The 24,283-nt window shown below is 67.5% G+C and carries 23 protein-coding genes and 1 tRNA gene; 12 read left to right on the forward strand and 12 right to left on the reverse strand.

The genetic code is table 11. The features are described from left to right. Window positions 1–22 precede the first annotated feature (22 nt). The 3 genes from uvrA to ACY5J6_RS02615 are packed head-to-tail and all read right to left on the reverse strand — an operon-like array spanning window position 23 to window position 3,535. Window positions 23–2,881: an excinuclease ABC subunit UvrA gene (gene uvrA / locus ACY5J6_RS02605; RefSeq protein ID WP_462845815.1), complete on the reverse strand. Its 2,859-nt coding sequence runs from the start codon at window positions 2,879–2,881 to the stop codon at window positions 23–25. Between the two features lie 40 nt (window positions 2,882–2,921). Further along, window positions 2,922–3,320 carry a type II toxin-antitoxin system VapC family toxin gene (locus tag ACY5J6_RS02610; protein WP_462845816.1) on the reverse strand — a complete coding sequence of 133 codons (399 nt, stop codon included), beginning with the start codon at window positions 3,318–3,320 and terminating at the stop codon, window positions 2,922–2,924. Further along, entirely contained in the window at window positions 3,305–3,535 is a 231-nt protein-coding gene (locus tag ACY5J6_RS02615) for a toxin-antitoxin system HicB family antitoxin (protein WP_462845817.1), read from the reverse strand. Before ACY5J6_RS02615 ends, ACY5J6_RS02610 begins: the two co-directional genes overlap by 16 nt. A gap of 30 nt (window positions 3,536–3,565) precedes the next feature. On the opposite strand from ACY5J6_RS02615, the gene ACY5J6_RS02620 reads away from it, so the two are divergent. Further along, complete coding sequence (locus ACY5J6_RS02620) at window positions 3,566–4,597, forward strand: SIS domain-containing protein (RefSeq protein ID WP_462845818.1); 1,032 nt, start codon at window positions 3,566–3,568, stop codon at window positions 4,595–4,597. A gap of 191 nt (window positions 4,598–4,788) precedes the next feature. On the opposite strand, the gene ACY5J6_RS02625 is transcribed toward ACY5J6_RS02620, so the two are convergent. Together ACY5J6_RS02625 and ACY5J6_RS02630 are read right to left on the reverse strand one after the other, a co-directional pair. Next, complete coding sequence (locus tag ACY5J6_RS02625; protein WP_462845819.1) at window positions 4,789–5,118, reverse strand: tRNA-binding protein; 330 nt, start codon at window positions 5,116–5,118, stop codon at window positions 4,789–4,791. Window positions 5,119–5,162: 44 nt separating this feature from the next. Beyond that, a tRNA-Ile gene (locus ACY5J6_RS02630) sits at window positions 5,163–5,239 on the reverse strand. A 67-nt stretch (window positions 5,240–5,306) separates the two neighbouring features. Here ACY5J6_RS02630 and ACY5J6_RS02635 point away from each other — a divergent pair. Next, a complete protein-coding gene (locus ACY5J6_RS02635; protein ID WP_054638380.1) occupies window positions 5,307–5,498 on the forward strand; it encodes a YgaP-like transmembrane domain in 192 nt (63 codons plus the stop codon). After that, entirely contained in the window at window positions 5,495–6,019 is a 525-nt protein-coding gene (locus ACY5J6_RS02640; protein ID WP_462845820.1) for a DUF402 domain-containing protein, read from the forward strand. The genes ACY5J6_RS02635 and ACY5J6_RS02640 overlap by 4 nt, the downstream gene beginning before the upstream one ends. Here ACY5J6_RS02640 and ACY5J6_RS02645 read toward each other — a convergent pair. The 4 genes from ACY5J6_RS02645 to ACY5J6_RS02660 all read right to left on the reverse strand — a co-directional run bounded on the left by ACY5J6_RS02645 (window position 6,016) and on the right by ACY5J6_RS02660 (window position 9,947). Continuing rightward, window positions 6,016–7,035: a hypothetical protein gene (locus ACY5J6_RS02645; RefSeq protein WP_462845821.1), complete on the reverse strand. Its 1,020-nt coding sequence runs from the start codon at window positions 7,033–7,035 to the stop codon at window positions 6,016–6,018. The genes ACY5J6_RS02640 and ACY5J6_RS02645 overlap by 4 nt on opposite strands. 52 nt (window positions 7,036–7,087) lie before the next feature. Beyond that, window positions 7,088–7,630, reverse strand: coding sequence for a LabA-like NYN domain-containing protein (locus tag ACY5J6_RS02650; RefSeq protein ID WP_462845822.1), 543 nt, complete (start codon window positions 7,628–7,630; stop codon window positions 7,088–7,090). A gap of 186 nt (window positions 7,631–7,816) precedes the next feature. Beyond that, window positions 7,817–8,824, reverse strand: coding sequence for an NAD(P)/FAD-dependent oxidoreductase (locus tag ACY5J6_RS02655; RefSeq protein WP_462845823.1), 1,008 nt, complete (start codon window positions 8,822–8,824; stop codon window positions 7,817–7,819). Window positions 8,825–8,915: 91 nt separating this feature from the next. Further along, window positions 8,916–9,947, reverse strand: coding sequence for a zinc-binding dehydrogenase (locus ACY5J6_RS02660; RefSeq protein ID WP_462845824.1), 1,032 nt, complete (start codon window positions 9,945–9,947; stop codon window positions 8,916–8,918). Window positions 9,948–10,063: 116 nt separating this feature from the next. Between ACY5J6_RS02660 and ACY5J6_RS02665 the strand changes: the two genes are divergently transcribed. The 9 genes from ACY5J6_RS02665 (at window position 10,064) to ttuA (ending at window position 19,258) form a co-directional block, all read left to right on the forward strand. Beyond that, complete coding sequence (locus tag ACY5J6_RS02665; protein WP_462845825.1) at window positions 10,064–11,812, forward strand: ABC transporter substrate-binding protein; 1,749 nt, start codon at window positions 10,064–10,066, stop codon at window positions 11,810–11,812. A 53-nt stretch (window positions 11,813–11,865) separates the two neighbouring features. Then, window positions 11,866–12,849, forward strand: coding sequence for an ABC transporter permease (locus tag ACY5J6_RS02670; protein WP_462845826.1), 984 nt, complete (start codon window positions 11,866–11,868; stop codon window positions 12,847–12,849). Window positions 12,850–12,855: 6 nt separating this feature from the next. Beyond that, window positions 12,856–14,202, forward strand: a complete 1,347-nt coding sequence (locus tag ACY5J6_RS02675; RefSeq protein ID WP_462845827.1) for an ABC transporter permease — start codon at window positions 12,856–12,858, stop codon at window positions 14,200–14,202. A 72-nt stretch (window positions 14,203–14,274) separates the two neighbouring features. Beyond that, window positions 14,275–15,294 (forward strand): ABC transporter ATP-binding protein, encoded by a 1,020-nt coding sequence (locus tag ACY5J6_RS02680; protein WP_462845828.1) that lies wholly within the window; start codon window positions 14,275–14,277, stop codon window positions 15,292–15,294. Then, window positions 15,291–16,274 (forward strand): dipeptide ABC transporter ATP-binding protein, encoded by a 984-nt coding sequence (locus tag ACY5J6_RS02685; RefSeq protein WP_054638025.1) that lies wholly within the window; start codon window positions 15,291–15,293, stop codon window positions 16,272–16,274. Before ACY5J6_RS02680 ends, ACY5J6_RS02685 begins: the two co-directional genes overlap by 4 nt. A 70-nt stretch (window positions 16,275–16,344) precedes the next feature. Beyond that, complete coding sequence (locus ACY5J6_RS02690) at window positions 16,345–16,971, forward strand: acetoin utilization AcuB family protein (RefSeq protein WP_462845829.1); 627 nt, start codon at window positions 16,345–16,347, stop codon at window positions 16,969–16,971. Continuing rightward, on the forward strand, window positions 16,965–18,092 hold the full coding sequence (locus ACY5J6_RS02695; RefSeq protein ID WP_462845830.1) for an acetoin utilization protein AcuC: 1,128 nt from the start codon (window positions 16,965–16,967) through the stop codon (window positions 18,090–18,092). Before ACY5J6_RS02690 ends, ACY5J6_RS02695 begins: the two co-directional genes overlap by 7 nt. Window positions 18,093–18,096: 4 nt before the next feature. Next, window positions 18,097–18,294 carry a sulfur carrier protein TtuB gene (gene ttuB / locus ACY5J6_RS02700; protein ID WP_143584795.1) on the forward strand — a complete coding sequence of 66 codons (198 nt, stop codon included), beginning with the start codon at window positions 18,097–18,099 and terminating at the stop codon, window positions 18,292–18,294. A 1-nt stretch (window position 18,295) separates the two neighbouring features. After that, window positions 18,296–19,258 carry a tRNA-5-methyluridine(54) 2-sulfurtransferase gene (gene ttuA, locus ACY5J6_RS02705; RefSeq protein ID WP_462845831.1) on the forward strand — a complete coding sequence of 321 codons (963 nt, stop codon included), beginning with the start codon at window positions 18,296–18,298 and terminating at the stop codon, window positions 19,256–19,258. Between the two features lie 25 nt (window positions 19,259–19,283). Here the strand turns inward: ttuA and treS are convergent, their stop codons facing one another. From treS to otsA, 3 genes are read right to left on the reverse strand one after another with little or no spacing between them, the layout of a single operon-like run. Next, window positions 19,284–22,181, reverse strand: a complete 2,898-nt coding sequence (treS, locus tag ACY5J6_RS02710; protein ID WP_462845832.1) for a maltose alpha-D-glucosyltransferase — start codon at window positions 22,179–22,181, stop codon at window positions 19,284–19,286. Between the two features lie 3 nt (window positions 22,182–22,184). Further along, window positions 22,185–22,889 carry a trehalose-phosphatase gene (gene otsB, locus ACY5J6_RS02715; protein WP_462845833.1) on the reverse strand — a complete coding sequence of 235 codons (705 nt, stop codon included), beginning with the start codon at window positions 22,887–22,889 and terminating at the stop codon, window positions 22,185–22,187. Next, window positions 22,886–24,235: an alpha,alpha-trehalose-phosphate synthase (UDP-forming) gene (otsA, locus tag ACY5J6_RS02720; RefSeq protein WP_462845834.1), complete on the reverse strand. Its 1,350-nt coding sequence runs from the start codon at window positions 24,233–24,235 to the stop codon at window positions 22,886–22,888. The genes otsB and otsA overlap by 4 nt, the downstream gene beginning before the upstream one ends. Window positions 24,236–24,283 lie beyond the last annotated feature (48 nt).

Below are 24,283 nucleotides of genomic sequence, written 5' to 3' on the forward strand. Positions count from 1 at the left end.
TGCGAAACCAACGTGCAGGCGCTTAGTTCGCCGCCACCTTTAGCCTCTTGGCGATCTCCGGGATCCGGGCCAGGAAGACGCCGGTGGGGCTTCCCGTGAGGGCCACCTCTTCCGGGGTCCCCTCGGCCACGATCTCCCCGCCCCGGTCCCCCCCTTCGGGGCCCAGGTCGATGACCCAGTCCGCGGTCTTCACCACGTCCAGGTTGTGCTCGATGACCACCACCGTGTTCCCCGCGTCCACCAGGCGGTGGAGGACCGAGAGGAGCTTGGCCACGTCGTCGAAGTGGAGGCCCGTGGTGGGCTCGTCCAGGATGTAGAGGGTGCGGCCCGTGGACTTGCGGCCGAGCTCCGTGGCCAGCTTGATCCGCTGCGCCTCGCCCCCCGAGAGGGTGGGGGAGGGCTGGCCCAGGCGCATGTACCCCAGGCCCACATCCACCATGAGCTGGAGCTTGCGGGCGATGGTGGGGACGTTCTGGAAGAAGTCCAGGGCTTCCTCGGCGGTCATGTCCAGGACGTCGGCGATGCTCTTCCCCCTGAGCTTCACCTCCAGGGTTTCCTTGTTGTAGCGCTTGCCCTTGCACACCTCGCAGGGCACATAGAGGTCGGGGAGAAAGAGCATCTCGATCCTCACCGTGCCGTCCCCGCCGCAGGCCTCGCACCGCCCCCCCTTCACGTTGAAGGAGAAGCGGCCCGGGCCGTAGCCCCTTTTCCTCGCCTCCGGGGTCTTGGCGAAGAGGTCGCGGATCTCGTCGAAGATGCCGGTGTAGGTGGCGGGGTTGGAGCGGGGGGTGCGGCCGATGGGGGACTGGTCGATCTCGATGACCTTGTCCAGGTGCTCCACCCCCTCCAGGCTCTCGTAGGCCCCCGGGGTGGCCTTGGCCCGCATGAGCCTTTGGGCCAAGGCGGCGTAGAGGACGTCGTGGACGAGGGTGCTCTTGCCGCTTCCCGAGGGGCCGGTCACGGCCACGAAGCGGCCCAGGGGAATCCTCAGGGTGACGTTTTTCAGGTTGTGTTCCCGGGCCCCCTTGAGCACGAGCCACTTGCCGTTGCCCTTGCGGCGCTCCTTGGGCACCGGGATCTTCTTCTCCCCCCGCAGGTAGGCGGCCGTGAGGCTGTGCTCACTCTTTAGGATTTCTTCCAGAGTACCCTCCGCCACCACCTCCCCCCCGTGGATCCCCGCCCCCGGCCCCATGTCCACGATCCAGTCCGCGGCCCGCATGGTCTCCTCGTCGTGCTCCACCACGATGAGGGTGTTCCCCAGGGCCTGAAGGCGCTTCAGGGTGGCGATGAGGCGCTGGTTGTCCCGGGGGTGGAGGCCGATGCTGGGCTCGTCCAGCACGTAGAGCACCCCGGTGAGGCCCGAGCCCACCTGGGTGGCCAGGCGGATCCTCTGGGCCTCCCCCCCGGAGAGGGTGTTGGCCGCCCGGTCCAGGGTGAGGTAGTCCAGGCCCACGTCCACCAGAAACCCCAGCCGCTCCACGATTTCCCGCAGGATGGGCTGGGCGATCTGGGCCTGGAAGGGGGGAAGCTTCTCCTCCAGGGTGCGGAAGAACTCCAGGGCCTCCCGCACGGGGAGCGCGGAGACCTCGGCGATGTTCTTGTCCGCCACCTTCACCGAGAGCACCTCCTTCTTGTACCGGGTGCCCCCGCAGACCGGGCAGGGCTTCAGGGACATGAAGGCCTCGAGGGCCTCCCTCACCCCCTCGGAGTCCGCCTCCTGGTAGCGCTTTTCCAGCCAGGGAATGACCCCCTCGTAGTGCACCTCCACCCGGAAGGTCTCCTTGCCCCCCCGGCGGAAGACCACCTCAAAGGGCTCCGGCAGCCCGTAGAGCACGGCCTTCTTTGCGGCCTCCGGCAGGTCCTTGAAGGGGGTCTTGAGGTCAAAGCCCAGGTGCTCGGCCAGGGCCCGGAGGCGGTCCCAGAGGTAGCTCCGCCCCGTGTCCCTCCCCCGGGACCAGGGGAGGATGGCCCCCTCGGCCAGGGAGAGCTCGGGGTTCACGATGAGGGCCGGGTCAAACTCCTGCTTGTACCCAAGGCCCGAGCAGGCGGGGCAGGCGCCGTAGGGGGCGTTGAAGGAGAAGACGCGGGGCTCCAGCTCCTCCAGGACCGAGCCGTGCTCGGGGCAGGCAAACTTCTCGGAGAAGAGCTCCTCCTCCCCGGTGTCCGGGAAGAGGACCCGCATGAGCCCTTCCCCCCGGAGGAGGGCGAGCTCCACCGCCTCGGCGATGCGGGGGCGTTCCTCCTCTCTGAGGGCCACCCGGTCGATGACCAGGTCTATGTCGTGCTTCTCGTACTTCTCCAGGTTGAGGCCCTGGGCTTCCTCTAAGAGGTAGATGACCCCGTCCACCCGCACCCGGGCGTAGCCCTCCTTCATGAGCTGCTGGAAGAGCTTCTTGTACTCCCCCTTCCTTCCCCGCACCAGGGGGGCCATGAGGACGGCCCGGGTGCCCGGGGGGCGCCTGAGGAGGCGGTCGGTGATCTCGCTGGCCGACTGCTTCTCTATGGGGCGGCCGCACTCGGGGCAGTAGGCCTGGCCCACGCGGGCGAAGAGGAGGCGCAGGTAGTCGTGGATCTCCGTCACCGTGCCCACGGTGGAGCGAGGGTTGTGGCTGGTGGTCTTCTGGTCAATGGAGATGGCGGGGGAGAGCCCCTCGATGCTTTCCACCTCGGGCTTGTCCATGACCCCGAGGAACTGCCGGGCGTAGCTGGAGAGGCTTTCCACGTAGCGCCTTTGCCCCTCGGCGTAGAGGGTGTCAAAGGCCAGGGTGCTTTTCCCCGACCCCGAGACCCCGGTGATCACGATGAACTTGCCCCGGGGGAGCTCGAGGCTGATGTTCTTGAGGTTGTGCTCCCTCGCGCCCCGGATGACGATGCGGTCCATCCGTGGAAGTATACCACCCCTCCGATAGAGGGAGTAGGGCCTAGAGGCGGAGGTGGATGAGGGGCACCTCGAGGCCGGGGGTTCGGGCGAGGGGACCGTCTGCGGTGAGTAGGGGGGCGGAAAGCCTTCGGGCCAGGGCCACGTAGAAGGCGTCGTAGGCGGAGATACGCCCCCTTAGGGCCCAGACCTCGGCGAGGAGGGGAAGAAGGTCCACCCGGCGGAGAGGCCATTGGGCCAGGTCCTCCACCGCCTCCCGGGCCCGCTCCTCGGAGAGCCTACCCGAGAGGACGGCCTTCCTGAGCACCGCCAGCACCTCGGCGTCCAGGAGGGCGGGCGCGAAGAGAAGGGCCCCTTTCACGAGGGCCTCCACCTGGAGACCCAAAGGGGTGCGAAGGAGGTACTCCGAGGCGGCGGAGGCGTCCACTACAAAGCGCTCCACCGCTCCTCCCGCGCCTCTTCCAAGAGCCGTGCCGTGGGGGTGCCGAGGTCGGTGGGGGCCCGGCCCCTTAGCCTCTCCTCCCACTCCGCTTCCGCCAAGGCCCGTTCCAGGGCCTTGAGGACGAAGGCGCTCAGGGTCATGCCCCGGGCGCCCGCCTGGCGGAGAAGGCGGGCCTTGAGTTCGGGGGGGATGTTCTTCACCTGGAGGGTGCTCATGGCATGATTTTAGCATGCTACTATGGGCTCATGGCCTCCTGGACCCTTCGGGAAGCCGGGGAAGCCCCTAGGGTGGTGGAGCGCCTCCTCCGGGAGAACGAGGCCGAGGTGCGAAGCCTCGCCCGGTTCCTCCGGCGGAGGCCCCCCGCCTTGGTCCTCACCGCCGCCCGGGGGAGCTCGGACCACGCCGCCCTCTTCGCCAAGTACCTCCTCGAGGCCCGCCTCCTCTGGCCCGTCCTCTCCCTGGCCCCTTCCGTCCTCACCCTCTACGGGGCGAGGCCTAGGGTGCCTTTCCCGAGCCTCCTCCTGGCCTATAGCCAAAGCGGGGAAAGCCCCGACGTGGTGGAGGCGGTGCGGGCCTACCGGGGGCTTGGGGTCCTCACCGTGGCCCTGGTCAACCGGGAGGAGAGCCCCTTGGCCGCCTCTGCCGAGGTGGTCCTCCCCCTCCACGCCGGGGAGGAGCGGGCGGTGGCGGCCACCAAGACCTTCCTCGCCATGCTGGCGGCCACGGTCCAGCTCCTCGCCCATCTCCTGGAGGAGCCCCGCCTGCGGGAGGCCCTTCCCGCCCTGCCGGAGGCCTTGGGGAGGGCCTTGGAGGTGGAGGGAAGCCTGGAGTACCTGGAGGAGGCGGAGAACCTCTTCGCCCTGGGGCGGGGCTTCACCTACCCGGTGGCCCTCGAGGCCGCCCTCAAGCTCAAGGAGGTGGCGGGCCTCCACGCCGAGGGCTTTTCCGCCGCCGAGTTCCTCCACGGGCCCCAGGCCCTCTTGGAGCCGGGCTTTCCCGTGCTGGCCTTGGTCCAGAAGGACGAGGCCTTAGAGGGGGTCCTGGCCACCCTGGGGGGCCTCGAGGCCAGGGGGGCCCACCTTCTGGTCCTTTCCCCCGAGCCCGAGGCCCTGGCCCTGGCCGACACCCCCTTGCGCCTCCCGGTGGCCTTGGCCCCGGAGTTTACCCCCCTCCTCCTCGCTCAGGGCTTTTATCCCCTGGCCGAGGCCCTGGCCCGGGCCCGGGGCCTGGACCCGGACCGCCCGCGCCACCTCACCAAGGTGACCCGCACCCGCTAAGCGCCTGCGCCTTGGTTTCGCAGCATGGGATGACCGAACCGGGGCTAGGGGGAAGCCCTTCTGGGGCCCCCACTACGGCGAAAGCCCTATACCCTTTTGGCGTGAATCTTTCGCCCAAACCCAAGTACGGAAGCCCTGCGGGCCTTTTTGACCGGGGCCCCCATGCTGGCTTGGGCCAGCATGGGGTGGTATTAAAAGACCTTGCCCCCCAGGGGCACCTCCCGTTCGGGGGCGAGGAGGACCACCCGCCCCGCCTCGTCCGGTACCCCCAGGACCAGCACCTCCGAGGGAAATCCCCCGATGACCCGGGTGCCCAGGTTCACCGCCGCCACCACCAGGCGGCCCTCGAGGTCTTCCGGGCGGTAGAGCTCGGTGATCTGGGCCGAGCTCGTCCTCACCCCCAGGGGGCCAAAGTCTATCCAGAGCTTGTAGCTGGGCTTCCTGGCTTTCTCGTGGGGCTCGGCCCGGAGCACCCGGCCTACCCTCAGGTCCAAGAGCCCGAAGGCCTGCAAAGGTTCCATGCCCTAAGTGTGCGGAAAGGGAAAGCCCCCGGCAAGGGGGCCTTTGGTGGGCCGTGCAGGACTTGAACCTGCAACCAACCGGTTATGAGCCGGCCGCTCTGACCCATTGAGCTAACGGCCCGCGCCGAAGGCTTATTGTAGCACAAGGGCTTGCCTGGGGGAGTATACTTTGGGCTAGGGGGTGAACCATGACGGTCAACGAGAGCACCACCGATCGGGTGATCCGCTTTGTCCTGGCCCTGGTCCTCTTCTACTTCGCCTTCCAGTCCGCTTCTCCCTGGAACTGGATCCTGGGCATCGTGGCGGTGATCCTCCTCTTCACCGCCATCACTGGCTTCTGCGCCCTCTACCGGCTTCTCGGCATCAGCACCAAACGGTGAGCTTCCCCGTGGCCCCCGGGGAGCGGGTACGGGTGGAGTTTTACAAGTTCCCCGGGGATAGGCTCCACTACTTTTGGGAGGCCCAGGCGGTGGAGGTGCGCCCCGAAGGGGTCCTCACCCTTCTCCCCCGGGGTGGGGTCTTTCACCATGCGGCCAAGGGGAAGCGCGTGGTTCTGGACCACGACGCCTTTGTGGCCTTCTTCCCTGGGGCCTGGTACTCCGGGGGGCCCGACGTGCGGGAGGGGCGGGTCCTGGAGTACTACTGGAACGTGCAGACCCCGGCGGAGTGGACGGGGGAGGGCTTTCGCCAGTACGACCTGGAGCTGGACGTGAGGTGCCGTGCCGACCACACCTGCCAGGTCTTTGACCGGGAGGAGTTTTTGGCCAAGCGGGCCCTTTACCCCAAGGCCTGGGTGGAGGAGGCGGAGAGGGCCGTGGAGGCTATCCTCCGCCACATGCGGGAGGGGCGTTGGCCGGTCCTGCCCCCGGGGGAGCCCCTCCCCTGGATGGAGCGGCTTTAGGGGCCTAGCTCGGGAACGGGGGAGGGGTGGGGCTCGGGGGTTCCCGGGCCCCAGGCCCTAAGGGGAAGGAGGCGGTGGTCCTGGGGGGCCCAGCGCCCTTCCAGGACCACCTGGTAGAGGAGGCCCTTGAAGAAGCCGTGGAAGCTGTCTTCCCAGGTCTCCAGGTTCTGGGCCCTAAGGGGGTAGTTGTGCCAGGCGGGGCCCAGGTAGTAAAGCCAGGGGTCTTCCAGGGGGCGGGTGTCCTCTTGGGGGAGGGCGAGGAGGGCGTTGAAGTAGCCCCGCAGGCGGCTTGCGGTGAAGAGCAGGTTGAGGTAAGGGTCTTTGAGCGCCTCCCGGGCCTCGGCCTCGGTGCGGGGGAAGGGCCGAAGCGGGTCCCAGGCGCCGAAGCGGAGGAGGCGGGCCTCCTGTTTGAGGGCGTCTTCCCAGCTCATCTGGGCCAGGCCCAGGGTACGGCTTAGAGGGGCCTGCCCTTGGGCGTCGGCCAGCCCCTCGGCCAGGGTGTCCGCCACCTCCCGCACCCCCCGGGAAAGGCCCAGGGCCTTGTCTCCCCCGTACTGCTCGTTGTCCACGATGGCCGCCAGCACCCCATAGGGCAGGCGCAGGGCGGAAGCGGCGGCCCGGATCTCGCGGGCGTGGGGCAGCACGTGGTGGGGTGCGGTGGGTAAGCCCTCCAGGTGGACGGGTTCCTTCCGCACCGCCTGGCCTATGGCCAGGATCCAGCGGTGGGCGGCCCTCAGGGCCTCTTCCGGATGGGCGAAGGCCGAGCGCTTGCCCGAAAGCTGGTTGCGTAGCTCCAGGCGGAGGAGGCGGTCGTAGGCCCGGGCGGCCTCCTCCCCCAGGAGGAGGTGAAGGCTGGCCTTCTGGCTCAGGTGCCAGGCCACCCAGGCCTCCCGCTCCTTAAGGGGGTAGGGGAGGAGGTCCCGGAGGCTTGGGGAGGGGGGCGGAGGGGGGGTTTGGGGCAGAGCCAGAAAGAGAAGGAGGAGGAGCATGAGGGCGGGCCAGGGGCCTAGGGGCATGGGCGAAGGACCTGCTTCCGTTGCGGTGTGGGCCTCCGCCAGGGCGGGGCGCCTAGGCGTCGGTCTCCCCCGCCGGGGGCATCTCCACCGTGGCCTCGAGGGGATACCCGGCGTAGGTGCGCCGCCCCCCCATGGTCCTTTCCAGCACCTCCCGCCACTCGGGGAGGTTCAGGAAGCGGTCGGCCTGGTTGCGCAGTTCCAGGTCGGCGAGCTCGTGGAGCCCCAGGAGGTAGAGTTCCTTGCCCAGGGCCCTTAAGGCTTGGAAGGTGTGCACCAGGTCCCCGGAGCCGCTGGCCACGATGGCCCGGTCCCAACGGGGGGCGGTGGTGAGGAGGTCCGTGGCCATCATGGCCTCAAAGCGGGCCTCCCCCCGCACCAGGCGGCTCCGCACCGTGTAGCCCATGAAGACCAGGGCGTCAATGAAGCGCTGTTGGCGCTCGTCTTCAGGGTCGGTGATGGGCACGTAGTAGAAGGCGTTGTAAAGCTGCTCGGGGGTGGCGAACTGGGTAATCACCCGCCGGTGGTCCACGTTCCAGCCCAGGCGCTTGGCCGCCTGGTACATGTAGGACCCGTCAATGAAAAGGGCAACCCGCATATGCCCCTATCTTAAGGAACCCTTCACCTTTCCGCCAGGGATGGAAGGGGAAAGGCCGCCCCTTCTCGAGCCTCTTGGCCCGCACCTTGGTCTTCGCCCAGGCCCAGGCGGGGCACCGGGCCCCCAAAAAGCCCTTTCCTAGCCCCCTTTCGGGCATCCCATGTCGCCAAACCAAAGTGCGGGCACTTAGGCGGGGGCCTTCTCCTCGCTCTTCTCCGAGGAGTGGCCGGGGTTCACCTTCAGGGCGGGGTTGGCGTAGGCGGCGGCGTGGTTGGCGGCGATGGCCGCTTCCCCGAAGCCCAAGACGATGAGGGGAAGCTTTCCAGGGTAGCTCACGATGTCCCCGCAGGCGTAGACCCCGGGGAGGTTGGTGGCCATGGTGGTGTCCACCTTGATCTTGTTCTTCTCCAGCTCCAAACCCCAGCCCGCCAGGGGGCCGAGCTTGGTGAGGTAGCCTGCGAGGATCAAGACGGCGTCCACCTCCAGCTCCACCTCCTCCTGGGTCTGGTTCTGGAAGATGACCGCTTTCCTCACCCAGGTCTCCCCTTCTATGCGCCGGACCTCGTAGGGGGTGAGGACCTTAAGGCGTCCTTCCTCGTGGGCTTTCATGAGCTCCTTGACGCTCGCCTCGTGGGCCCGGAACTGGGGCCTGCGGTGGATGAGGGTGATCTCCTGGGCGGTGTCCAGGAGGTTTAAGGCCCAGTCCACGGCGCTATCCCCCCCGCCCACGATGAGGACCCGCTTCCCCTGGAACTCGGCCTTGCTCCTCACGGCGTAGTAAACGCCCTTACCCTCCAGCTCCCTCTCCCCCGGGGCCCCTAGACGCCGGGGCTCAAAGGCCCCCACCCCGGCGGCGATGATCACCGCCTTGGCGGTGTAGGTGTTCCCCTGGGAGGTGGTGACCTTGAAGAGGTCCCCCTCCTTCTCCAGGGTCTCGGCCCGTTCCCCGAGGCTGTAGATGGGGTGAAAGGGGGCCACCTGCTCCACCAGGCCCTTCACCAGGTCCTTGGCGTAGACCTTGGGGAAGCCCGCCACGTCGTAGATGTACTTTTCCGGGTAGAGGGCCGATAACTGCCCCCCGGGCTCGGGCAGGGGGTCCAGGAAGCGGAAGGAAAGCCCCCGCATGCCCACGTAGAAGCCTGCGAAAAGCCCCGCAGGCCCAGCGCCGATGATGATCACGTCCGTGTGCTCCATGGCCGTCCTCCCTGCATTCTAAAGGCCCCATCCCGGCCAAAGGGAACGGGGTCTTTTGAAGGGACAAACCTCACGGCCCCGGGGGCCGCCTTCACCCCACCCTTAGGACCACCTTGCCGAAGACCCGCCTCTCCTCCAGGAGGCGGTGGCCCTCGGCGGCCTCCTCCAGGGGGAGGACCTGGCCCACCACGGGCTTAAGCTTCCCTTGCTCCACCAGGCGCAGGATGGGGAAGAGGCGGCTTTTGGAAGCCATGGTGGAGCCCAGGATGGAGAGCTGGCGGAAGAAGACGTGGGCGAAGGGCAGGGTGCCCTCGTATCCCGAGGAGGCCCCGGCGATGGCGATTTTGCCTCCGTTCGCCGTGGCCCGGATGACCCCTTCAAAGTACAAGGCCCCGGTGTGGTCCACCACCTTGTCGGCGCCCTTGCCCCCGGTGAGGCGGCGCACCTCCTTGGGCCAGTCGGGGTGGGTGTAGTTCACCACCTCGTCCGCCCCCAGCTCCCGGGCCTTCCTTAGCTTTTCCTCGGAGCCCGCCGTGGCGATGACCCTTCCCCCGAAGAGCTTGGCGATCTGGATGGCGGCTACGCTCACCCCGCTTCCCGCGGCCATCACCAAGACGTCGTCCCCCGGGCGCACCTTAAGCTTATCCACCACCATCTGCCAGGCGGTGAGGAAGGTGAGGGGGATGGCGGCGGCTTCCTCAAAGGAGAGGTTTGGGGGCTTGGGCAGGAGGTTGGCCTCGGGGACCACCAGGTATTCGGCGTAGGCGCCAAAGCGGTGCTCCCCCAGGATCTCGTAGCGGGAGCAGAGGTTGTCCTCCCCGGCCAGGCACCGCTCGCAGCGCCCGCAGGAAAGCCCGGGGTTCACCACCACCTCGTCCCCCGGGGCGAAGGCCTCCACCCCCGGCCCCACGGCGTCCACCACCCCGCTGGCGTCCGCCCCCAGGATATGGGGCAGGGGGAGCTTTGGGCTCGCCACCCCTTTTCGCACCCACACGTCCAGGTGGTTGAGGGCGGCGGCCTTGACCCGGATGCGCACCTCCTTGGGGCCGGGTTCCGGGGTGGGCACCTCGGCCGGCTTTAGGACCTCGGGGCCGCCTCTTGCTTCCATCACCACGGCTTTCATGGCGCCTCCTTATGCCAGGGATTTTCCCACGGGAGGCTTTCTGGGTCAACTCCTTGACAAGCTCCTGGGAAGACAGGTACCCTTACCCGCGTAGGAGCTTAAGAGGAGGCGCATCTATGAGAAAAGCCCTGGTGGTTTTTGGTCTTGCGGCCCTTTTGGGGGCGGCCAGCGCCCAGACCTTCGTCTGGCCGCAGAAGTGGACGGTGGCCAAGCCCTCCGAGGTGAAGCGGGGAGGGACGCTGAGGGCGGCGGTGATCTCGGACTACCGCACCTTCAACCCCTTTCTCACCGCCGAGTCGGGCAACGTGCCGGACCTTATCTCGGGCGCGCGGGGCCTGGTGACCCGGGACCCCACCACCGGGGACTGGATCCCCTACATGGCGGAGTCCTTCACCGTGAGCCCCAACAAGCTGGAGATCACCTTCAAGATCCGCAAGGGGATGAAGTGGTCGGACGGCCGGCCCATCACCGCCGACGACTGGATCACCACCTGGCGCATCCACACCGACAAGGCGGTGGGCTCCAACAGCTACGATTCCTTCTTCATCGACGGCAAGCCCATCGTCCTCAAGAAGCTTGACGACTACACCCTCCGCTTCATCTACCCCAAGACGGACGCCGAGGCCTTCGCCGTGGCGAGCTTTGAGCCTTGGCCCGCCCACGTCTTCGGCCCCGTCTACCAGAAGGAGGGGGCGGAGGGCATCAAGAAGATGTGGACCCTGAACGAGAAGCCGGAGAACATTGTCTCCGGCGGGCCCTGGCTTATTGAGAGCTACCGCCCCGGGGAGCGCCTGGTCCTGAAGCGCAACCCCGCCTTCGGGGAGTGGAACAAGGACGAGGCGGGCAACCCCCTCCCCTACCTGGACCGCTACGAGATCAAGATCGTGAAGGACACCAACGCCCAGCTGGCCGAGTTCTTGGCGGGGAACATTGACCTCATGGCCCCCTCCACCGTGGACCACATCTCCCAGGTCCGCCAGGCCATCCAGCAGGGCCGCTTGGACGCCACCATCAAGGTGAACGCCTCCCCCGTGGCCTCCAGCCAGTTCATGGTCTTCAACTGGAACAAGGCCTCCGATCCCTTCAAGCAAAGCCTCTTCCGCTCGGACAAGTTCCGCCGGGCCATGAGCCATCTGGTGAACCGCCAGGCGGTGATCGACATCGTCTACGGGGGCCTGGGCACCCCCATGTACTCCAGCGTCTACCCCGTGCTCACCCAGTGGATCAACCCCAAGGTGCCCAAGTACGAGTACGACCCCAAGCAGGCGGCGAAGCTCCTTTCCGAGCTCGGCTTCACCAAGAAGGATAAGGAAGGCTACCTGGTGGACTCCCAGGGCCGGAGGCTGGAGTTCAACCTGGCCACCAACGCCGGCAACGCCCAGCGGGAGCAGATCGCCAAGCTCATTGTGGACGAGGCCAAGAAGGTGGGGGTGAAGGTCAACTTCCAGGCCATAGACTTCAACACCCTGGTGGGCCAGCTCCTTTCCTCCGGCCCCGACCGGCCCTTTGACGCCATCATCATCGGCCTCTCCGGCGGTGGTCTGGATTGGCCCTTCGGCTCCAACGTGGTCCCCTGCAAGGGGAACCTGCACATGTGGAACAAGTCCGGCCAGTGCCTGGACCCCAGGGAGACCCAGCTGGACGCCCTCTACTCCCGCGGCCGCACGGAGCTGGATTTCAAGAAGCGGGTGGAGATCGGCTACCGCATGCAGGAGATTGAGGCAAGCCTCCTCCCCGTCATCTACATCGCCGGGCCCAACTACCACCCCGCCTGGAACAACCGCCTGGGCGGGGAACACCCCGACGCCATCATCAGCGCCATCTGGGGCCAGCGGGAAGTGGAACTCACCTTCATTAAGAAGTAGCCGGGTGCTGGGGGTCCCCGGGGCCCAAGGCCCCGGGGCCTCTTTGGGAAGCCATGACCGCTTACATCCTCAGGCGCATCCTTTACCTGATCCCCACCTTCTTTGGGGCCACCTTCCTGGCCTTCCTCATCATCCAGATGGCCCCCGGGGATTACCTGACCCAGCTGGAGCTGGACCCAAAGATCACCCCGGAGACCATCGCCCGCCTGCGGGCCCAGTTCGGCCTAGACCGGCCCGTCTACGAGCAGTACCTCCTTTGGATGAACAACCTCCTTCATCTGAATCTGGGCTATTCCTTCGCCTTTCAGGCGCCGGTCCTCGAGGTCATCTGGCCCCGGGTGGTGAACTCCATGGTCATCGTCATCCCCTCCACCCTCCTCCTGTACCTGGTGGCCATCCCCATCGGGGTCTACGGGGCGGTGCGCCAGTACTCCCTGGGGGACCGGGTTCTCTCTTTCATGGCCTACGTGGGCCTTTCCGTGCCCAGCTTCTTCCTGGCCTTAATCGCCATCTACCTCCTCCTCCAGATCAAGTTCCAGACAGGCACCCTCCTCTTCCCGGTCTCCGGCATGACCTCCACGGGCTTTGAGCAGATGCCCCGGCTTAGGCAAGTCTTGGACATCGCCTGGCACGCCGTGGTTCCCGTCCTGGTGGCCACGGCCAACGACATTGCCGGGCTTTCCCGGCTTATGCGGGGGCAGATGCTGGAGGTCCTCTCCCAGGACTACATCCGCACCGCCCGGGCCAAGGGGCTTTCCCAAAGGGTGGTCCTCTACAAGCACGCCTTCCGCAACGCCGTGATCCCCTTCGTGGCCACCCTGGGCGGGCTTCTTCCCGGGCTCATCTCCGGGGCGGGGTTCGTGGAGGTGGTCATGGCCTGGCCAGGCATCACCCCCTTTTTCCTGGACGCCATCGCCAACCAGGACCTTTACGTCATCGCCGGTTTCCTCACCGTGAGCCTGGTCCTCCTCATGATCGGCAACCTGGTCTCCGACCTGCTTCTGGCCTGGGTGGACCCCAGGATCCGCTACGAGTAAGGGGCTATGGGAACCATTACCCGTACGAACCCCGTCTTGCACCGCTTCCGCAAGCACCGCCTGGCGGTGTGGGGTGGGCGCATCCTCTTGGGGCTTTACCTGATGGCGGCCTTCGCTGGGTTTTTCAGCCCCTACGATCCCAACCACTACGAGCTCTACCCTCCCAAGGGTCACCACCCGCCCACCCGCATCCACCTCATAGACCCGGAAACGGGAAGGCTCACCCGCCCCTTCGTCTACACCACCAAGCGGAGCATTGACCCCGTGTCCTTGCAGCCCCGCTACGAAGAAGACCCGAGCCAGGGCAAGTTTTACCTCCGCTTCTTCGTGCGCACCCCGGACCAACCCTACACCGTTTTCAAGGTCTTCCGCTCCGACCTCCGCCTCTTCGGGGTGGACCCCCCGGGGAAGATCTTCCTGATGGGCACCGATAACTTCGGCCGCGACCTCTTTAGCCGGGTGGTCTATGGGGGCCAGGTGTCCCTGACCATCGGCATCCTCTCGGCCCTGGTCTCCTTTGCCCTGGGGCTTCTTTTGGGAGGGATCGCCGGGTATTTCTCGGGGCGCCCCTTCGCCCTTTCCCTGCCTCCTTCCCGGTGGCGGGGCCTGGGCCTTCTTCTGGGGCCCCTGGCCCTCCTCCTCTGGCTCGGAGTGGCCGCTTCGGCCCTCTTCCTCGCCTTCTCCTTTACCCGCCTAAGCCCCGGTGATGACCTTTTCTCCCGGGGGCTGGACTTCCTGGTGGTCTACCTCGGGGCCCTGGCGGCGGGGGCCATCCTCTATAGGCTCTTCCGGGAGCCCATCCGCCTGGACCCCGACGACCTCATCATGCGCACGGTGGAGATCATCGCCGCCATCCCTTCCCTTTTCCTCCTCATCTCCTTGCGGGCGGTCTTCCCCACCAACATCGACCCCCTCCTCACCTTCTACCTGGTGGTGGGGCTTTTGGGCTTCATCGGCTGGGGAGGGCTAGCCCGGGTGGTGCGGGGGATCGTGCTTTCCGTGAGGGAGATGGACTACGTGCAGGCGGCCCGGGCCCTGGGGGCCTCGGACGGGCGCATCATCGCCCGGCACGTGCTTCCCGCCACGGCCAGCTACGTGATCGTGAGCCTTTCCCTCACCATCCCGGGCTTTATCCTGGGGGAAAGCGGGCTTTCCTTCCTGGGCCTGGGGGTGACGGAGCCCTACACCAGCTGGGGGCTTCTCCTGCAGGCGGCGCAGCAGGGCGGCTTCGCCTCCTTCACCGACCGTCCCTGGGTGCTTTGGCCGGGGTTTTTCATCTTCCTCTCGGTGCTTTCCTGGAACTTCCTGGGCGATGGCCTGAGGGACGCCTTGGACCCCAGACGAAGGACCTAGGCCCTTCTCTTTTGACCGGGTATGGCGTATAACGGGTGAGGTGTCGTTGGGGCAGTGCCCGAAGGAGTGCACATGGACGAAAAGCGCTTGCTGGAGGTGAGAGACCTCAAGGTCCACTTCTTCACCGACGACGGGGTGGTGAAGGCGGTGGACGGGGTTTCCTTCCACGTGGACAAAGGGGAGACCCTGGCGGTGGTGGGGGAGTCGGGGAGCGGGAAGAGCGTGACTTCCCTGGCCATCATGCGTTTGATTCCCACGCCTCCTGGGCGGATTGTTGGGGGGGAGGTGCTTTTCCGCGGGAAGGACGGGCAGGTGCGGGACCTGACCCGGCTTTCCGAGGCGGAGATGCGGCGGATTCGCGGGAACGACATCGCCATGATCTTTCAGGAGCCCATGACCTCCCTGAACCCGGTGTACACGGTGGGGGACCAGATCGCCGAGGCCATCATGCTCCACCAGGGGAAAAGCCGTAAGGAGGCCATGGAGCTGGCGGCGCACATGCTGGATTTGGTGGGGATTCCCGAACCCAAGAAGCGGCTCGCCAACTACCCGCACCAGATGTCGGGGGGGATGCGCCAACGCGTGATGATCGCCATGGCGCTTTCCTGCAATCCCTCGCTCCTCATCGCCGACGAGCCCACCACGGCCTTGGACGTGACCATCCAGGCGCAGATTCTGGAGCTCATGAAGAAGCTCCAGGAGGAGATTGGGATGAGCATCCTCTTCATCACCCACAACCTGGGGGTGGTGGCGGAGATGGCGGACCGGGTGGTGGTGATGTACGCGGGGCGGGCGGTGGAGGAGGCGGAGGTGGTGCCGCTTTTTAAAGAGCCCTTGCACCCCTATACCCGTGGGCTTCTGCACTCGGTGCCGCGGCTGGACCTGGCGGCGGAGCGGAAGGAGCGGCTGGAGGCCATCCCTGGGAACGTGCCGAACCCCCTTTACCTTCCTTCCGGGTGCGCCTTCCACCCCCGGTGCAAACACTACGTGGAGGGGCTTTGCGACCGGGAGGTGCCGCCTTTGGAGGAGACGGGGGACGGGCGGCGGGTCAGGTGCGTGCGCTGGCGGGAGATCCGGGAGGTTAGGGCATGAAGGGGAACGGGGTTCTTGTGGAGGTCAAGGACCTTAAGAAGCACTTTCCCATCCGCGGGGGGGTGCTTTCCCGGGTGGTGGCCAGCGTCAAGGCGGTGGACGGGGTTTCCTTCGCCATCAAGAGGGGTGAGGTTCTGGGGCTGGTGGGGGAGTCGGGAAGCGGGAAGACCACGGTGGGCCGGACCCTTCTTCGCCTCATTGAGCCCACGGGGGGCCGGATCCTTTTTGAGGGGCAGGACATCACGGATATCCCCAAGAACGCCCTGAGGCCTTTCCGGCGGCGGATGCAGATCATCTTCCAGGACCCCTTCAGCTCCCTGAACCCGCGGATGACGGTGGGGGACATCATCGCCGAACCCCTCATCATCCACGGGATCGGTAAGACGCCCCAGGAGCGGGCGGAGAGGGTGGCGGAGCTTCTCAAGCTCGTGGGGCTATCCCCGGACCACATGCGCCGTTATCCCCACGAGTTTTCCGGAGGGCAGCGTCAGAGGATCGGGATCGCCCGGGCCTTGGCGGTGGCCCCGGACTTCATCGTGGCGGACGAGCCGGTTTCGGCCCTGGACGTGTCCATTCAGGCGCAGGTGGTGAACCTCCTCCAGGACCTGAAGGAGGAGCTTGGGCTTACCCTGCTTTTCATCGCCCACGATCTGGCGGTGGTGGAGTACATCTCGGACCGGGTGGCGGTGATGTACCTGGGGAAGGTGATGGAGCTGGCCCCTGCCCGGGAGCTTTACCGCAACCCCAAGCACCCCTACACGGAGGCGCTGCTTTCGGCGGTGCCCATCCCCGACCCCACGGTGAAGCGGGAGCGGATCGTGCTGGAGGGGGACATCCCCTCGCCCATCAACCCGCCCTCGGGGTGCGTTTTCCGCACGCGGTGCCGCTACGCCTTGCCCGAGTGCGCCCACACCGTGCCCGAGCTCAAGGAGGTGGCCCCGGGCCACTACAAGGCCTGCATCCGGGACGATATCCTCTGATACCACCCCCAACAAGGCGCGAGCGGTTAGGGCCCCGGAAGCCGGGGCCCTTTCGCCGTATACTGGGCCCATGCTGGTAAGGGACGTGATGAAAAGCCCCGTCCTCGCCGTGGGGCCCGAGGTGACCCTCGAGGACGCCTACCGCTTCCTCCTGGAAAGGGGGATCCGGCACCTCCCCGTGGTGGAGGAGGGGAGGCTTGTGGGCATCATCACCGACCGGGACATCCGCCTGGCCACGAGCCACCTGAACCCCAAGGGCCCCTGCCCCGGGTGCACGCGGGTGGGGGAGGTGATGACCCGGGAGGTGGTCACCGCCCACCCCTTAGACCCCGTGGAGGAGGCGGCCCGGGTGATGCGGGAGCGGAAGATCGGGTGCCTGCCGGTCCTGGAAGACGGCGCCCTGGTGGGCATCGTCACGGGGATTGACCTCTTGGACGCCCTCCTCCGGCTCACCGGGGTCACGGAGCCCTCGGGCCGCCTCGAGGTGCGCCTGCCCGACCGCCCTGGGGAGCTCGCCCGCCTCACGGGGTTTTTGGCGGGGCGCGGGGTGAACATCCACTCCCTCCTCTCCTACCCCGAGGGGGAGGAGGCCGTGCGGGCGGTGGTGCGGGTGAACACCCTGGAGACCCACCTCCTGGCGGAGGACCTGAGGCGGGAGGGGTTCGCGGTCCTCTGGCCCCCCAAAAAGCCATGGTGATCTACCGGGAGGAGTACCGCCTCTACAACTTCGGGCCCGGCCATCCCTTCAGCCCCGTCCGCCTGGAGATGCTCACCTCCCTCCTGGAGGCCCTCGGGGTGTGGCGGGCGCCCCTTAGCCCCCCCGAGGCCTCGAGGGAGGAGGTGCTCACGGTCCACTCCGAGCGCCTGGTGAAGCGGGTGGAGGCGGCAAGCCGGGGGGAGCTTCACCCCGACCTGGAGCACTACGGCCTGGGCACGGGGGACACCCCCGTCTTCCCCGGCATGGACCGGGCGGCCCGGATCCTGGTGGGGGGAACCTTGGAGGGGGCGCGGCGCATCCTCTCGGGGGAGAGGCGGGTCTTGCAGCTTGGGGGCGGCCTGCACCACGCCCAGTACGACCGCGCCTCGGGGTTTTGCGTCTACAACGACCTCTCCGTGGCCATCCGCCACCTCACCCGCTCCGGGCTCCGCGTGGCCTACCTGGACATAGACGTCCACCACGGGGACGGGGTCCAGTGGATCCACTACGAGGAGGGGGAGGTCCTCACCCTAAGCCTCCACGAGTCGGGCCGCTACCTCTTCCCGGGGACCGGGCACGTCCACGAGACGGGCCGGGGCGAAGGCCTGGGGAAAAAGCTCAACCTCCCCCTGGAGCCCTTCACCGAGGACGCAAGCTACCTCGAGGTCTTTGAGGCCCTGGTGCCCTGGGCCCTTAAGGCCTTCCGCCCCGACGTCCTCGTGGTCCAGGCGGGGGCGGACGCCCACCACCTGGACCCCTTGGCCGACCTCCTCCTCACCACCCGGGCCTACGAAAGGCTTTTCCGCCTGGTCCTGGAGTACGCCGAGGCCTACGCAGGGGGAAGGGTCCTCGTCGCCTTAGGGGGCGGGTACAGCCTGGACGGGACGGTGAGGGTCTGGGCCCTCCTCTACCACCTCTTCCACGGCCTTCCCCTGCCCGAGCGCCTTCCCGAGGGGTGGCTTAGGACCTGGGAGGCGCGGCTCGGCAAGCCCCTCACCCCCACCCTCCACGACCCCGAGGGGGCCTACCCGGAGATCCCGAGGAGAGGCGAGATAGAAAAGCGGAACCGCCTGACCTTGCAGCGCCTCACGGAGCTCGTGGCCCCCCACCTGCTACACTAGCGGGGTGAGGGTCGTTCTGCGCCTGCCCGAGCGCAAGGAGGTGGAGGTCAAGGGGAACCGGCCCCTGAGGGAGGTTCTTGAGGAGCTCGGCCTGAACCCGGAGACCGTGGTGGCGGTGCGGGGCGAGGAGCTCCTCACCCTGGAGGATGAGGTGCGCGAGGAGGACGCCATAGAGGTCCTCTCCGCCATCTCGGGAGGGTAGCGTGGTCTGCAAGGTCTGCGGCAACAAGGCCCAGGTGGAGATCAAGTCCCGGGGGCTCGCCCTCTGCCGGGAGCACTACCTGGACTGGTTCGTCAAGGAGACGGACAGGGCCATCCGCCGCCACCGGATGCTCTTCCCCGGGGAAAGGGTTCTGGTGGCGGTCTCGGGGGGGAAGGACTCCCTGGCCCTTTGGGACGTGCTCCACCGTTTGGGCTACGAAGCGGTGGGTCTCCACATCCATCTCGGCATCGGGGAGTACTCCAAGAGGAGCCTCGAGGTCACCCAGGCCTTCGCCCGGGAAAGGGGCCTGGAGCTATGGGTGGTGGACCTGAAGGAGGCCTACGGCTTCGGGGTCCCGGAGCTTTCCCGGCTTTCCGGGCGGGTGGCCTGCTCCGCCTGCGGCCTCTCCAAGCGCTACATCCTCAACCAGGTGGCGGTGGAGGAGGGCTTCCGCGTGGTGGCCACGGGGCACAACCTGGACGACGAGGCCGCCGTCCTCTTCGGGAACCTCCTGAACCCCCAGGAGGAGACCCTTTCCCGCCAGGGGCCCGTCCTCCCGGAAAAGCCCGGCCTCGCCGCCCGGGTCAAGCCCTTCTACCGCTTTAGCGAGAGGGAGGTCCTCTCCTACACCCTCCTTAGGGGGATCCGCTACCTCCACGAGGAGTGTCCGAACGCCAAGGGGGCGAAAAGCCTCCTCTACAAGGAGGCCCTGAACCTGGTGGAGCGGTCCATGCCCGGGGCCAAGCTCCGCTTCCTCGAGGGCTTCCTGGAGAAGATCCGGCCCCGCCTGGACATGGGCGAGGAGGTGGCCCTGAGGGAGTGCGAGCGGTGCGGCTACCCCACCACGGGGGCGGTGTGCGCCTTCTGCCGCATGTGGGACGCCGTCTACCGCCGGGCCAAGAAGCGCCGCCTCCTCTCCGAGGAAGCCGCCTTCCACCCCAAGACCCCCGTGGCCCGGGGCTGAAGGCCGCAAAAGGGCTACCGGGCGCCTAGGCTTTCCCGGCCTTGGCCTGCCAGCGCTCGTGGATGCGCTTGCGGGCGGGCCTCTCCTCCCGGTGGAGGTGCTCCACCGCTACCTCGGCCATGTGCCGCGTCCAGCCCGCCTCCTCCAGGGCCTCTTCAGGGAGGGCGGAGCGGTAGGCCTGGAGGAAGGCGGCGTGGAGGTAGTCGGCCACCTCTTCGGCGAAGGCCCAAAGCTCCGCCTCCAGGGCCTCGAGGGCGAGGTGCACGGCTCGCTCCACGTCGTAGGCTAGGCGGGCCAGGTCCTCTTCCACCTTGCCCCGCTTCTCCGCTCCCAGGGCCACGAGGTACACCTCCCCCTCCAGCTCCAGGAAGGCCCCGAGGCCGCGGCCTAGGAGGGGGTGGCCCCCCTCCTCCCCCTCCACCTCCCCAAGGGCCCGGTGGAGGAGGGCGAGGCGCACCCCGAGGAGGCGGACCAGGGCCTCGGTCTCGTGCAGGGTCCCGGGAAGGAGGCCTGGGGTCCCGGGGGCGTGCCCCCGAAGGCGGGGAAGGCTTTCCAGGAGCCGGACCTCCAGGGCGGCGAAGAGGTCCTGGGGGCGGCCCGGGCGGAGGCTTCCCGTGAGGGCGAGGGCCCTTCTGGAGGCGCCCCGCTCCCAGAAGAGGCCCCCTTCGGGCCGGAGGACCCAGGGGAGGTCCAGGCGGGAGAGGACCCGCTCCGTGCGGTCCAGGCCGCCGTCCTGGACGAGGCCGAGCTGGACCCAGACCCCCTCCCCTGCCGCGAGGCCTGGCCGGAGGAGGTCCACGGCCTCGGGCACGGGACCCGGGTGGCGGCCGCGGTAATAGGCCCGGAGGCTCCGCCCCTCAAACCCCTCCTTAAGGCGGGCGAGGAGGAGGTGGTAGAAGCCCGGGTCCAGGGAGAGCTCGTAGAAGTAGCCGGGCTGGCCGTGGGTGCGGGCGAAGAGGCCGGGGCCGTCCCGCCTTATGGGGGACCAGAGGAGGGGGAGGAAGACCTGGAGGGTCCTGTGGTTTTCCAGCTGGAGCAGGGCGAGGTAAAGGGGCGGGTCCTTCTGGAAGCGGAGGGCGTCCAGGAGGGCCACTTTTTGCGGCTTGAGGGCGAGCCAGCTCTTTTCCTTCAGGGCCTGGGCGAGGGCCTTTAAGAGCTCCTCCCGCCCCTTCTCGTGGACCAAGGTGTCCACCAGGAGGACCTCCGGCCCCCCGGGCATGTGGACCCGGGGCAGCTCGGCCTCCTCGGGGGCGGGCTCCTCGGCCCAGTCGGGGGAGGGGAGGTGGAGCACCGCCTCCACGGGCTTCAGGGCGAAGAGGGCGAAGCCATGGGGGCCCAGGGTCAGGCGGTAGCGCCCCTCCACCGGGGGGAAGGGGTGTTGCGAGAAGAGCTCCACGGGGACGAGGCTCTGGTAGGCCTCCAAGGGGAGGTCAAAGGCCTGGGTGTAGCGGGAGAGGTTGGCCACCACCAGGATCCGCTCCCCTTCGTGCTCCCTCAGGTAGGCGAGGACGCGCCGGTTCTCCACGGGAAGAAGGGTGAGGCTCCCCCGGCCGAAGATCTTGGCGTGCTGGTTCCTCAGGGCGAGAAGGCGGCGGTTGAAGCTCAGGAGGGAGTGGGGGTTTTCCCGCTGGGCTTCCACGTTGACGAAGTGGTAGCTGTAGGGCCCCTCGCTCACGGGGGGGAGGAAGAGGGCGTGGTAGGGGGCGCGGGAGAAGCCGGCGTTGCGGTCTTGGGACCACTGCATGGGGGTCCTGACCCCGTTCCGGTCCCCGAGGAAGGGGTTGTCCCCCATGCCGATCTCGTCCCCGTAGTAGACGATGGGGGTGCCCTTCAGGGTGAGGAGGAGGGCGGTGAGGAGCTCGTACCGCCTGCGGTCGCCCCCAAGGAGGGGCATGAGGCGGCGGCGGATCCCCAGGTTGATGCGGAACTTGGGGTCGGGGGCGTAGGCCTCGTACATGAACTCCCGCTCCTCCTCCGTGACCTTCTCCAGGGTGAGCTCGTCGTGGTTGCGGAGGAAGAGGGCCCACTGGGCGGTCTCGGGGATCCCCTCCGTCTCCTTGAGCATGGTTTCAATGGGCCCCCGGTCCTCCCGCCTTAGGGCCATAAAGATCCGGGGCATCAGGGGAAAGTTGTAGGCCATGTGGACCCCGTCCCCGTCCCCGAAGTAGGGGAGGGTCTCCTCCGGCCACATGTTGGCCTCGGCGAGGAGGATCTTCCCGGGGCCGTAGCGCTCCTCCAGGGCCTTCCTCAGGCGCTTCACCGCCTCTATGGTCTCGGGGAGGTTCTCGCAGGAGGTCCCTTCCCGCTCGTAGAGGTAGGGGATGGCGTCCAGGCGGAAGCCGTCCACCCCCAGGTCGGCCCAGAAGAACATGACCTGGTGGATGGCCTTCTCCACCTCGGGGTTGTCCCAGTTGAGGTCGGGCTGGTGCCAGTAGAAGCGGTGCCAGTAGTAGGCCTTGGCCACGGGGTCAAAGGTCCAGTTGGAGGTTTCAAAGTCCTTGAAGATGACCCGGACCCCCTTGTACTTCTCCGGGGTGTCGCTCCACACGTACCAGTCCCGCATGGGGCTTCCCGGCTTCCTCGCCTCCTGGAACCAGGGGTGGTCAATGGAGGTGTGGTTCAGGACGAGCTCAATGATCACCTTCATCCCCCGGCCGTGGGCCTCGTCCAGGAAGCGCTTGAAGTCCTCCAGGGTCCCGTGGACGGGGAGGATCTGGTAGTAGTCGGAGATGTCGTACCCGTCGTCCCTCAGGGGGGACTGGAAGAAGGGCATGAGCCAGAGGGTGTTGACCCCGAGTTCCTCCAGGTAGGGAAGCTTCCGCCTCAGGCCCTCAAAGTCCCCGTAGCCGTCGTTGTTGGCGTCAAAGAAGGAGCGGACGTGGAGCTGGTAGATCACCGCGTCCTTGTACCAGAGGGGGTCCACGGCCTAAAGGCTAGTGGGTTGGAGGTAGGTTTGCAAGTAGACCAGGACTTCCTCCACGTCCTTGAACCGGCCTTGGGCCGCCGTGGGGCCTTCCCCCACCTTGAAGGTGAGGCCCCGGCCCCTTAAGGCGAGAAAGGCGGCCTCGTCGGTGGTGTCGTCCCCAATGTAAATGGGGGTGTGGCCCGGGTGGCGCCCGAGAAGCCTGAGGACCGCTTGGCCCTTGTCCACCCCCTTGGGCTTGAGCTCCAGGACCTTCTTGCCGGGGAGGGCCTCGAGGCCCTGGGCCTCAAGGAGCCTCTCCACCGCCTTAAGCCAGGCCTCGAGGCAGGCCCGGGCCTTCTCCTCGTCCTCCGCCCCCCGGTAGTGCAGGGCCAGGGCGAAGCCCTTGTCCTCCACCCGTACCCCAGGGCAGGAGGGAAGCCTTTCCCGCAAGGGGCCAAGGTCCACGGGGAAGAGGGGCCGCACCTCCCCGAAGAGCACCCCTTCCTCCAGGCCGTGCCCCCCCACCACGGGAAGGCCCGGGAGGGGGAGGAGGGGCTCGAGGTCCCTCACCCTTCTTCCCGTGACCACGTAGACGGGGTGGCGCTCCATGAGGGCCCGGAGGACCCGGGGGGCCTCGGGGTGGGGGAAGGCCTCCTCGGGCCTTTGGGCGATGGGGGCCAGGGTGCCGTCGTAGTCCAGGAAGAAGAGGGGGTTTTCCGCCCTCATCCCTCCTCCAAGGAGGCGAGGAAGCGCTCCGCCCAGCCCTGCACGTCCAAGGCCTCAATGCGGGCCTTCAAGGCGGCAAGCCGTTCCCGCCGCTCCCCCCCGGGCATGCGTAAGGCCCGGTCTAAGGCCTGGGCCATCCCGTCCAGGTCGTAGGGGTTGACCAAAAGGGCCTCCTTCAGGTACTCCGCCGCCCCCGCCAGGTTGGAGAGGACCAGGACCCCGTCCTCCGTGGTGTAGGCGTACTCCATGGCCACCAGGTTCATTCCGTCCCTCAAGGGGGTGATGAGGGCCACGTCCGCCGCCCGGTAAAAGGCGGCGAGCTCCTGTTGGGTGTAGGTCTGGTAGAAGTAGCGGAGGGGCACCCAGTCCTCCCTGAGGAAGCTCCCCATGATCCGCCCCACCACCTCGTCCACCCGGCGCTTGAGCTCCCGGTAGGCGTGGACGCCGGTGCGGCTAGGGGTGGCGATCTGGAAGAAGGCCACCCGGCCCCGCCACTGGGGGTAAGACTGGAGGAGGCGTTCGTAGGCGAGGAGCCTTTCCAGGATCCCCTTGGTGTAGTCCAGCCGGTCCACCCCGAGGATGAGCCGCTCCGCCCCCGCGAGCCGCTTGAGGGCCCGGGCGTGGAGGCCGATGTGGGGGTCCTGGGCGAGCTCCCCGAAACGCCCCGTGTCTATCCCCAGGGGGTGGGCCTCCACCCGCACCCACCTTTCCCCCACCCGCACCCGGTTTTCCTCCACCCGGTAGCCGTAGTGGGCGGCGGTCCTCAGAAAGTTCTCCACGTACTCCGGGGTGTGGAAGCCGATGAGGTCGGCCCCCAGAACCCCCTCCACCAAGGCCCTGCCCCAGGGCAGAATGCGGAAGACCCCGCTGGAGGGCCAAGGGATGTGGAAAAAGAACCCGATCTTCGCCGGGATCCTCTCCCGGAGGAGGCGGGGAAGGAGGAGCAGGTGGTAGTCCTGGACGAAGACCGTGTCCCCCTCGCGGAAGACCTCGGCCACCCGCTCGGCGAAGCGGCGGTTGGCCCGCTGGTAGTCCTGGTAGAAGTCTCGCCTAAGCTCAACTCGTTCCAGAAAATAGTGGCAGAGGGGCCAGAGCACCCGGTTGGAGAACCCACCGTAGTAGCCCTGCCACTCCTTCTCCGGCAAGAAGACCTGCTCCAGGCGGACGTGGCTTTCCCGGGGGGTGGCGGCTTGGCCCTTCTCCCGCCATTCCCCGGCCGCCACCCACACCCCCTTGCGCCTTTCCAGGACCGGAAGCAGGGCGGTGGCGAGTCCGCCCACCGCGGGGACGAGCCCCTCGGGGGTCAGGCGGAAGGGCGCCCGGTTGGCCACGATGATGAGCCCCATGTTGTCTCCAGCATAGGCTTTGGTCGGGGGGAAGGGTTTTGATGAGAA

The sequence above is a fragment of the Thermus sp. H19.2 genome, from assembly GCF_054979525.1.

What these genes read in the sequence shown, in the direction of transcription:
- uvrA (WP_462845815.1), bottom strand. Translation starts at nt 2,881, where the DNA reads ATGGACCGCATCGTCATCCGGGGCGCGAGGGAGCACAACCTCAAGAAC.
- ACY5J6_RS02615 (WP_462845817.1), bottom strand. Translation starts at nt 3,535, where the DNA reads ATGAGCACCCTCCAGGTGAAGAACATCCCCCCCGAACTCAAGGCCCGC.
- ACY5J6_RS02620 (WP_462845818.1), top strand. Translation starts at nt 3,566, where the DNA reads ATGGCCTCCTGGACCCTTCGGGAAGCCGGGGAAGCCCCTAGGGTGGTG.
- ACY5J6_RS02625 (WP_462845819.1), bottom strand. Translation starts at nt 5,118, where the DNA reads ATGGAACCTTTGCAGGCCTTCGGGCTCTTGGACCTGAGGGTAGGCCGG.
- ACY5J6_RS02635 (WP_054638380.1), top strand. Translation starts at nt 5,307, where the DNA reads ATGACGGTCAACGAGAGCACCACCGATCGGGTGATCCGCTTTGTCCTG.
- ACY5J6_RS02645 (WP_462845821.1), bottom strand. Translation starts at nt 7,035, where the DNA reads ATGCCCCTAGGCCCCTGGCCCGCCCTCATGCTCCTCCTCCTTCTCTTT.
- ACY5J6_RS02650 (WP_462845822.1), bottom strand. Translation starts at nt 7,630, where the DNA reads ATGCGGGTTGCCCTTTTCATTGACGGGTCCTACATGTACCAGGCGGCC.
- ACY5J6_RS02655 (WP_462845823.1), bottom strand. Translation starts at nt 8,824, where the DNA reads ATGGAGCACACGGACGTGATCATCATCGGCGCTGGGCCTGCGGGGCTT.
- ACY5J6_RS02660 (WP_462845824.1), bottom strand. Translation starts at nt 9,947, where the DNA reads ATGAAAGCCGTGGTGATGGAAGCAAGAGGCGGCCCCGAGGTCCTAAAG.
- ACY5J6_RS02665 (WP_462845825.1), top strand. Translation starts at nt 10,064, where the DNA reads ATGAGAAAAGCCCTGGTGGTTTTTGGTCTTGCGGCCCTTTTGGGGGCG.
- ACY5J6_RS02670 (WP_462845826.1), top strand. Translation starts at nt 11,866, where the DNA reads ATGACCGCTTACATCCTCAGGCGCATCCTTTACCTGATCCCCACCTTC.
- ACY5J6_RS02675 (WP_462845827.1), top strand. Translation starts at nt 12,856, where the DNA reads ATGGGAACCATTACCCGTACGAACCCCGTCTTGCACCGCTTCCGCAAG.
- ACY5J6_RS02680 (WP_462845828.1), top strand. Translation starts at nt 14,275, where the DNA reads ATGGACGAAAAGCGCTTGCTGGAGGTGAGAGACCTCAAGGTCCACTTC.
- ACY5J6_RS02685 (WP_054638025.1), top strand. Translation starts at nt 15,291, where the DNA reads ATGAAGGGGAACGGGGTTCTTGTGGAGGTCAAGGACCTTAAGAAGCAC.
- ACY5J6_RS02690 (WP_462845829.1), top strand. Translation starts at nt 16,345, where the DNA reads ATGCTGGTAAGGGACGTGATGAAAAGCCCCGTCCTCGCCGTGGGGCCC.
- ACY5J6_RS02695 (WP_462845830.1), top strand. Translation starts at nt 16,965, where the DNA reads ATGGTGATCTACCGGGAGGAGTACCGCCTCTACAACTTCGGGCCCGGC.
- otsB (WP_462845833.1), bottom strand. Translation starts at nt 22,889, where the DNA reads ATGAGGGCGGAAAACCCCCTCTTCTTCCTGGACTACGACGGCACCCTG.
- otsA (WP_462845834.1), bottom strand. Translation starts at nt 24,235, where the DNA reads ATGGGGCTCATCATCGTGGCCAACCGGGCGCCCTTCCGCCTGACCCCC.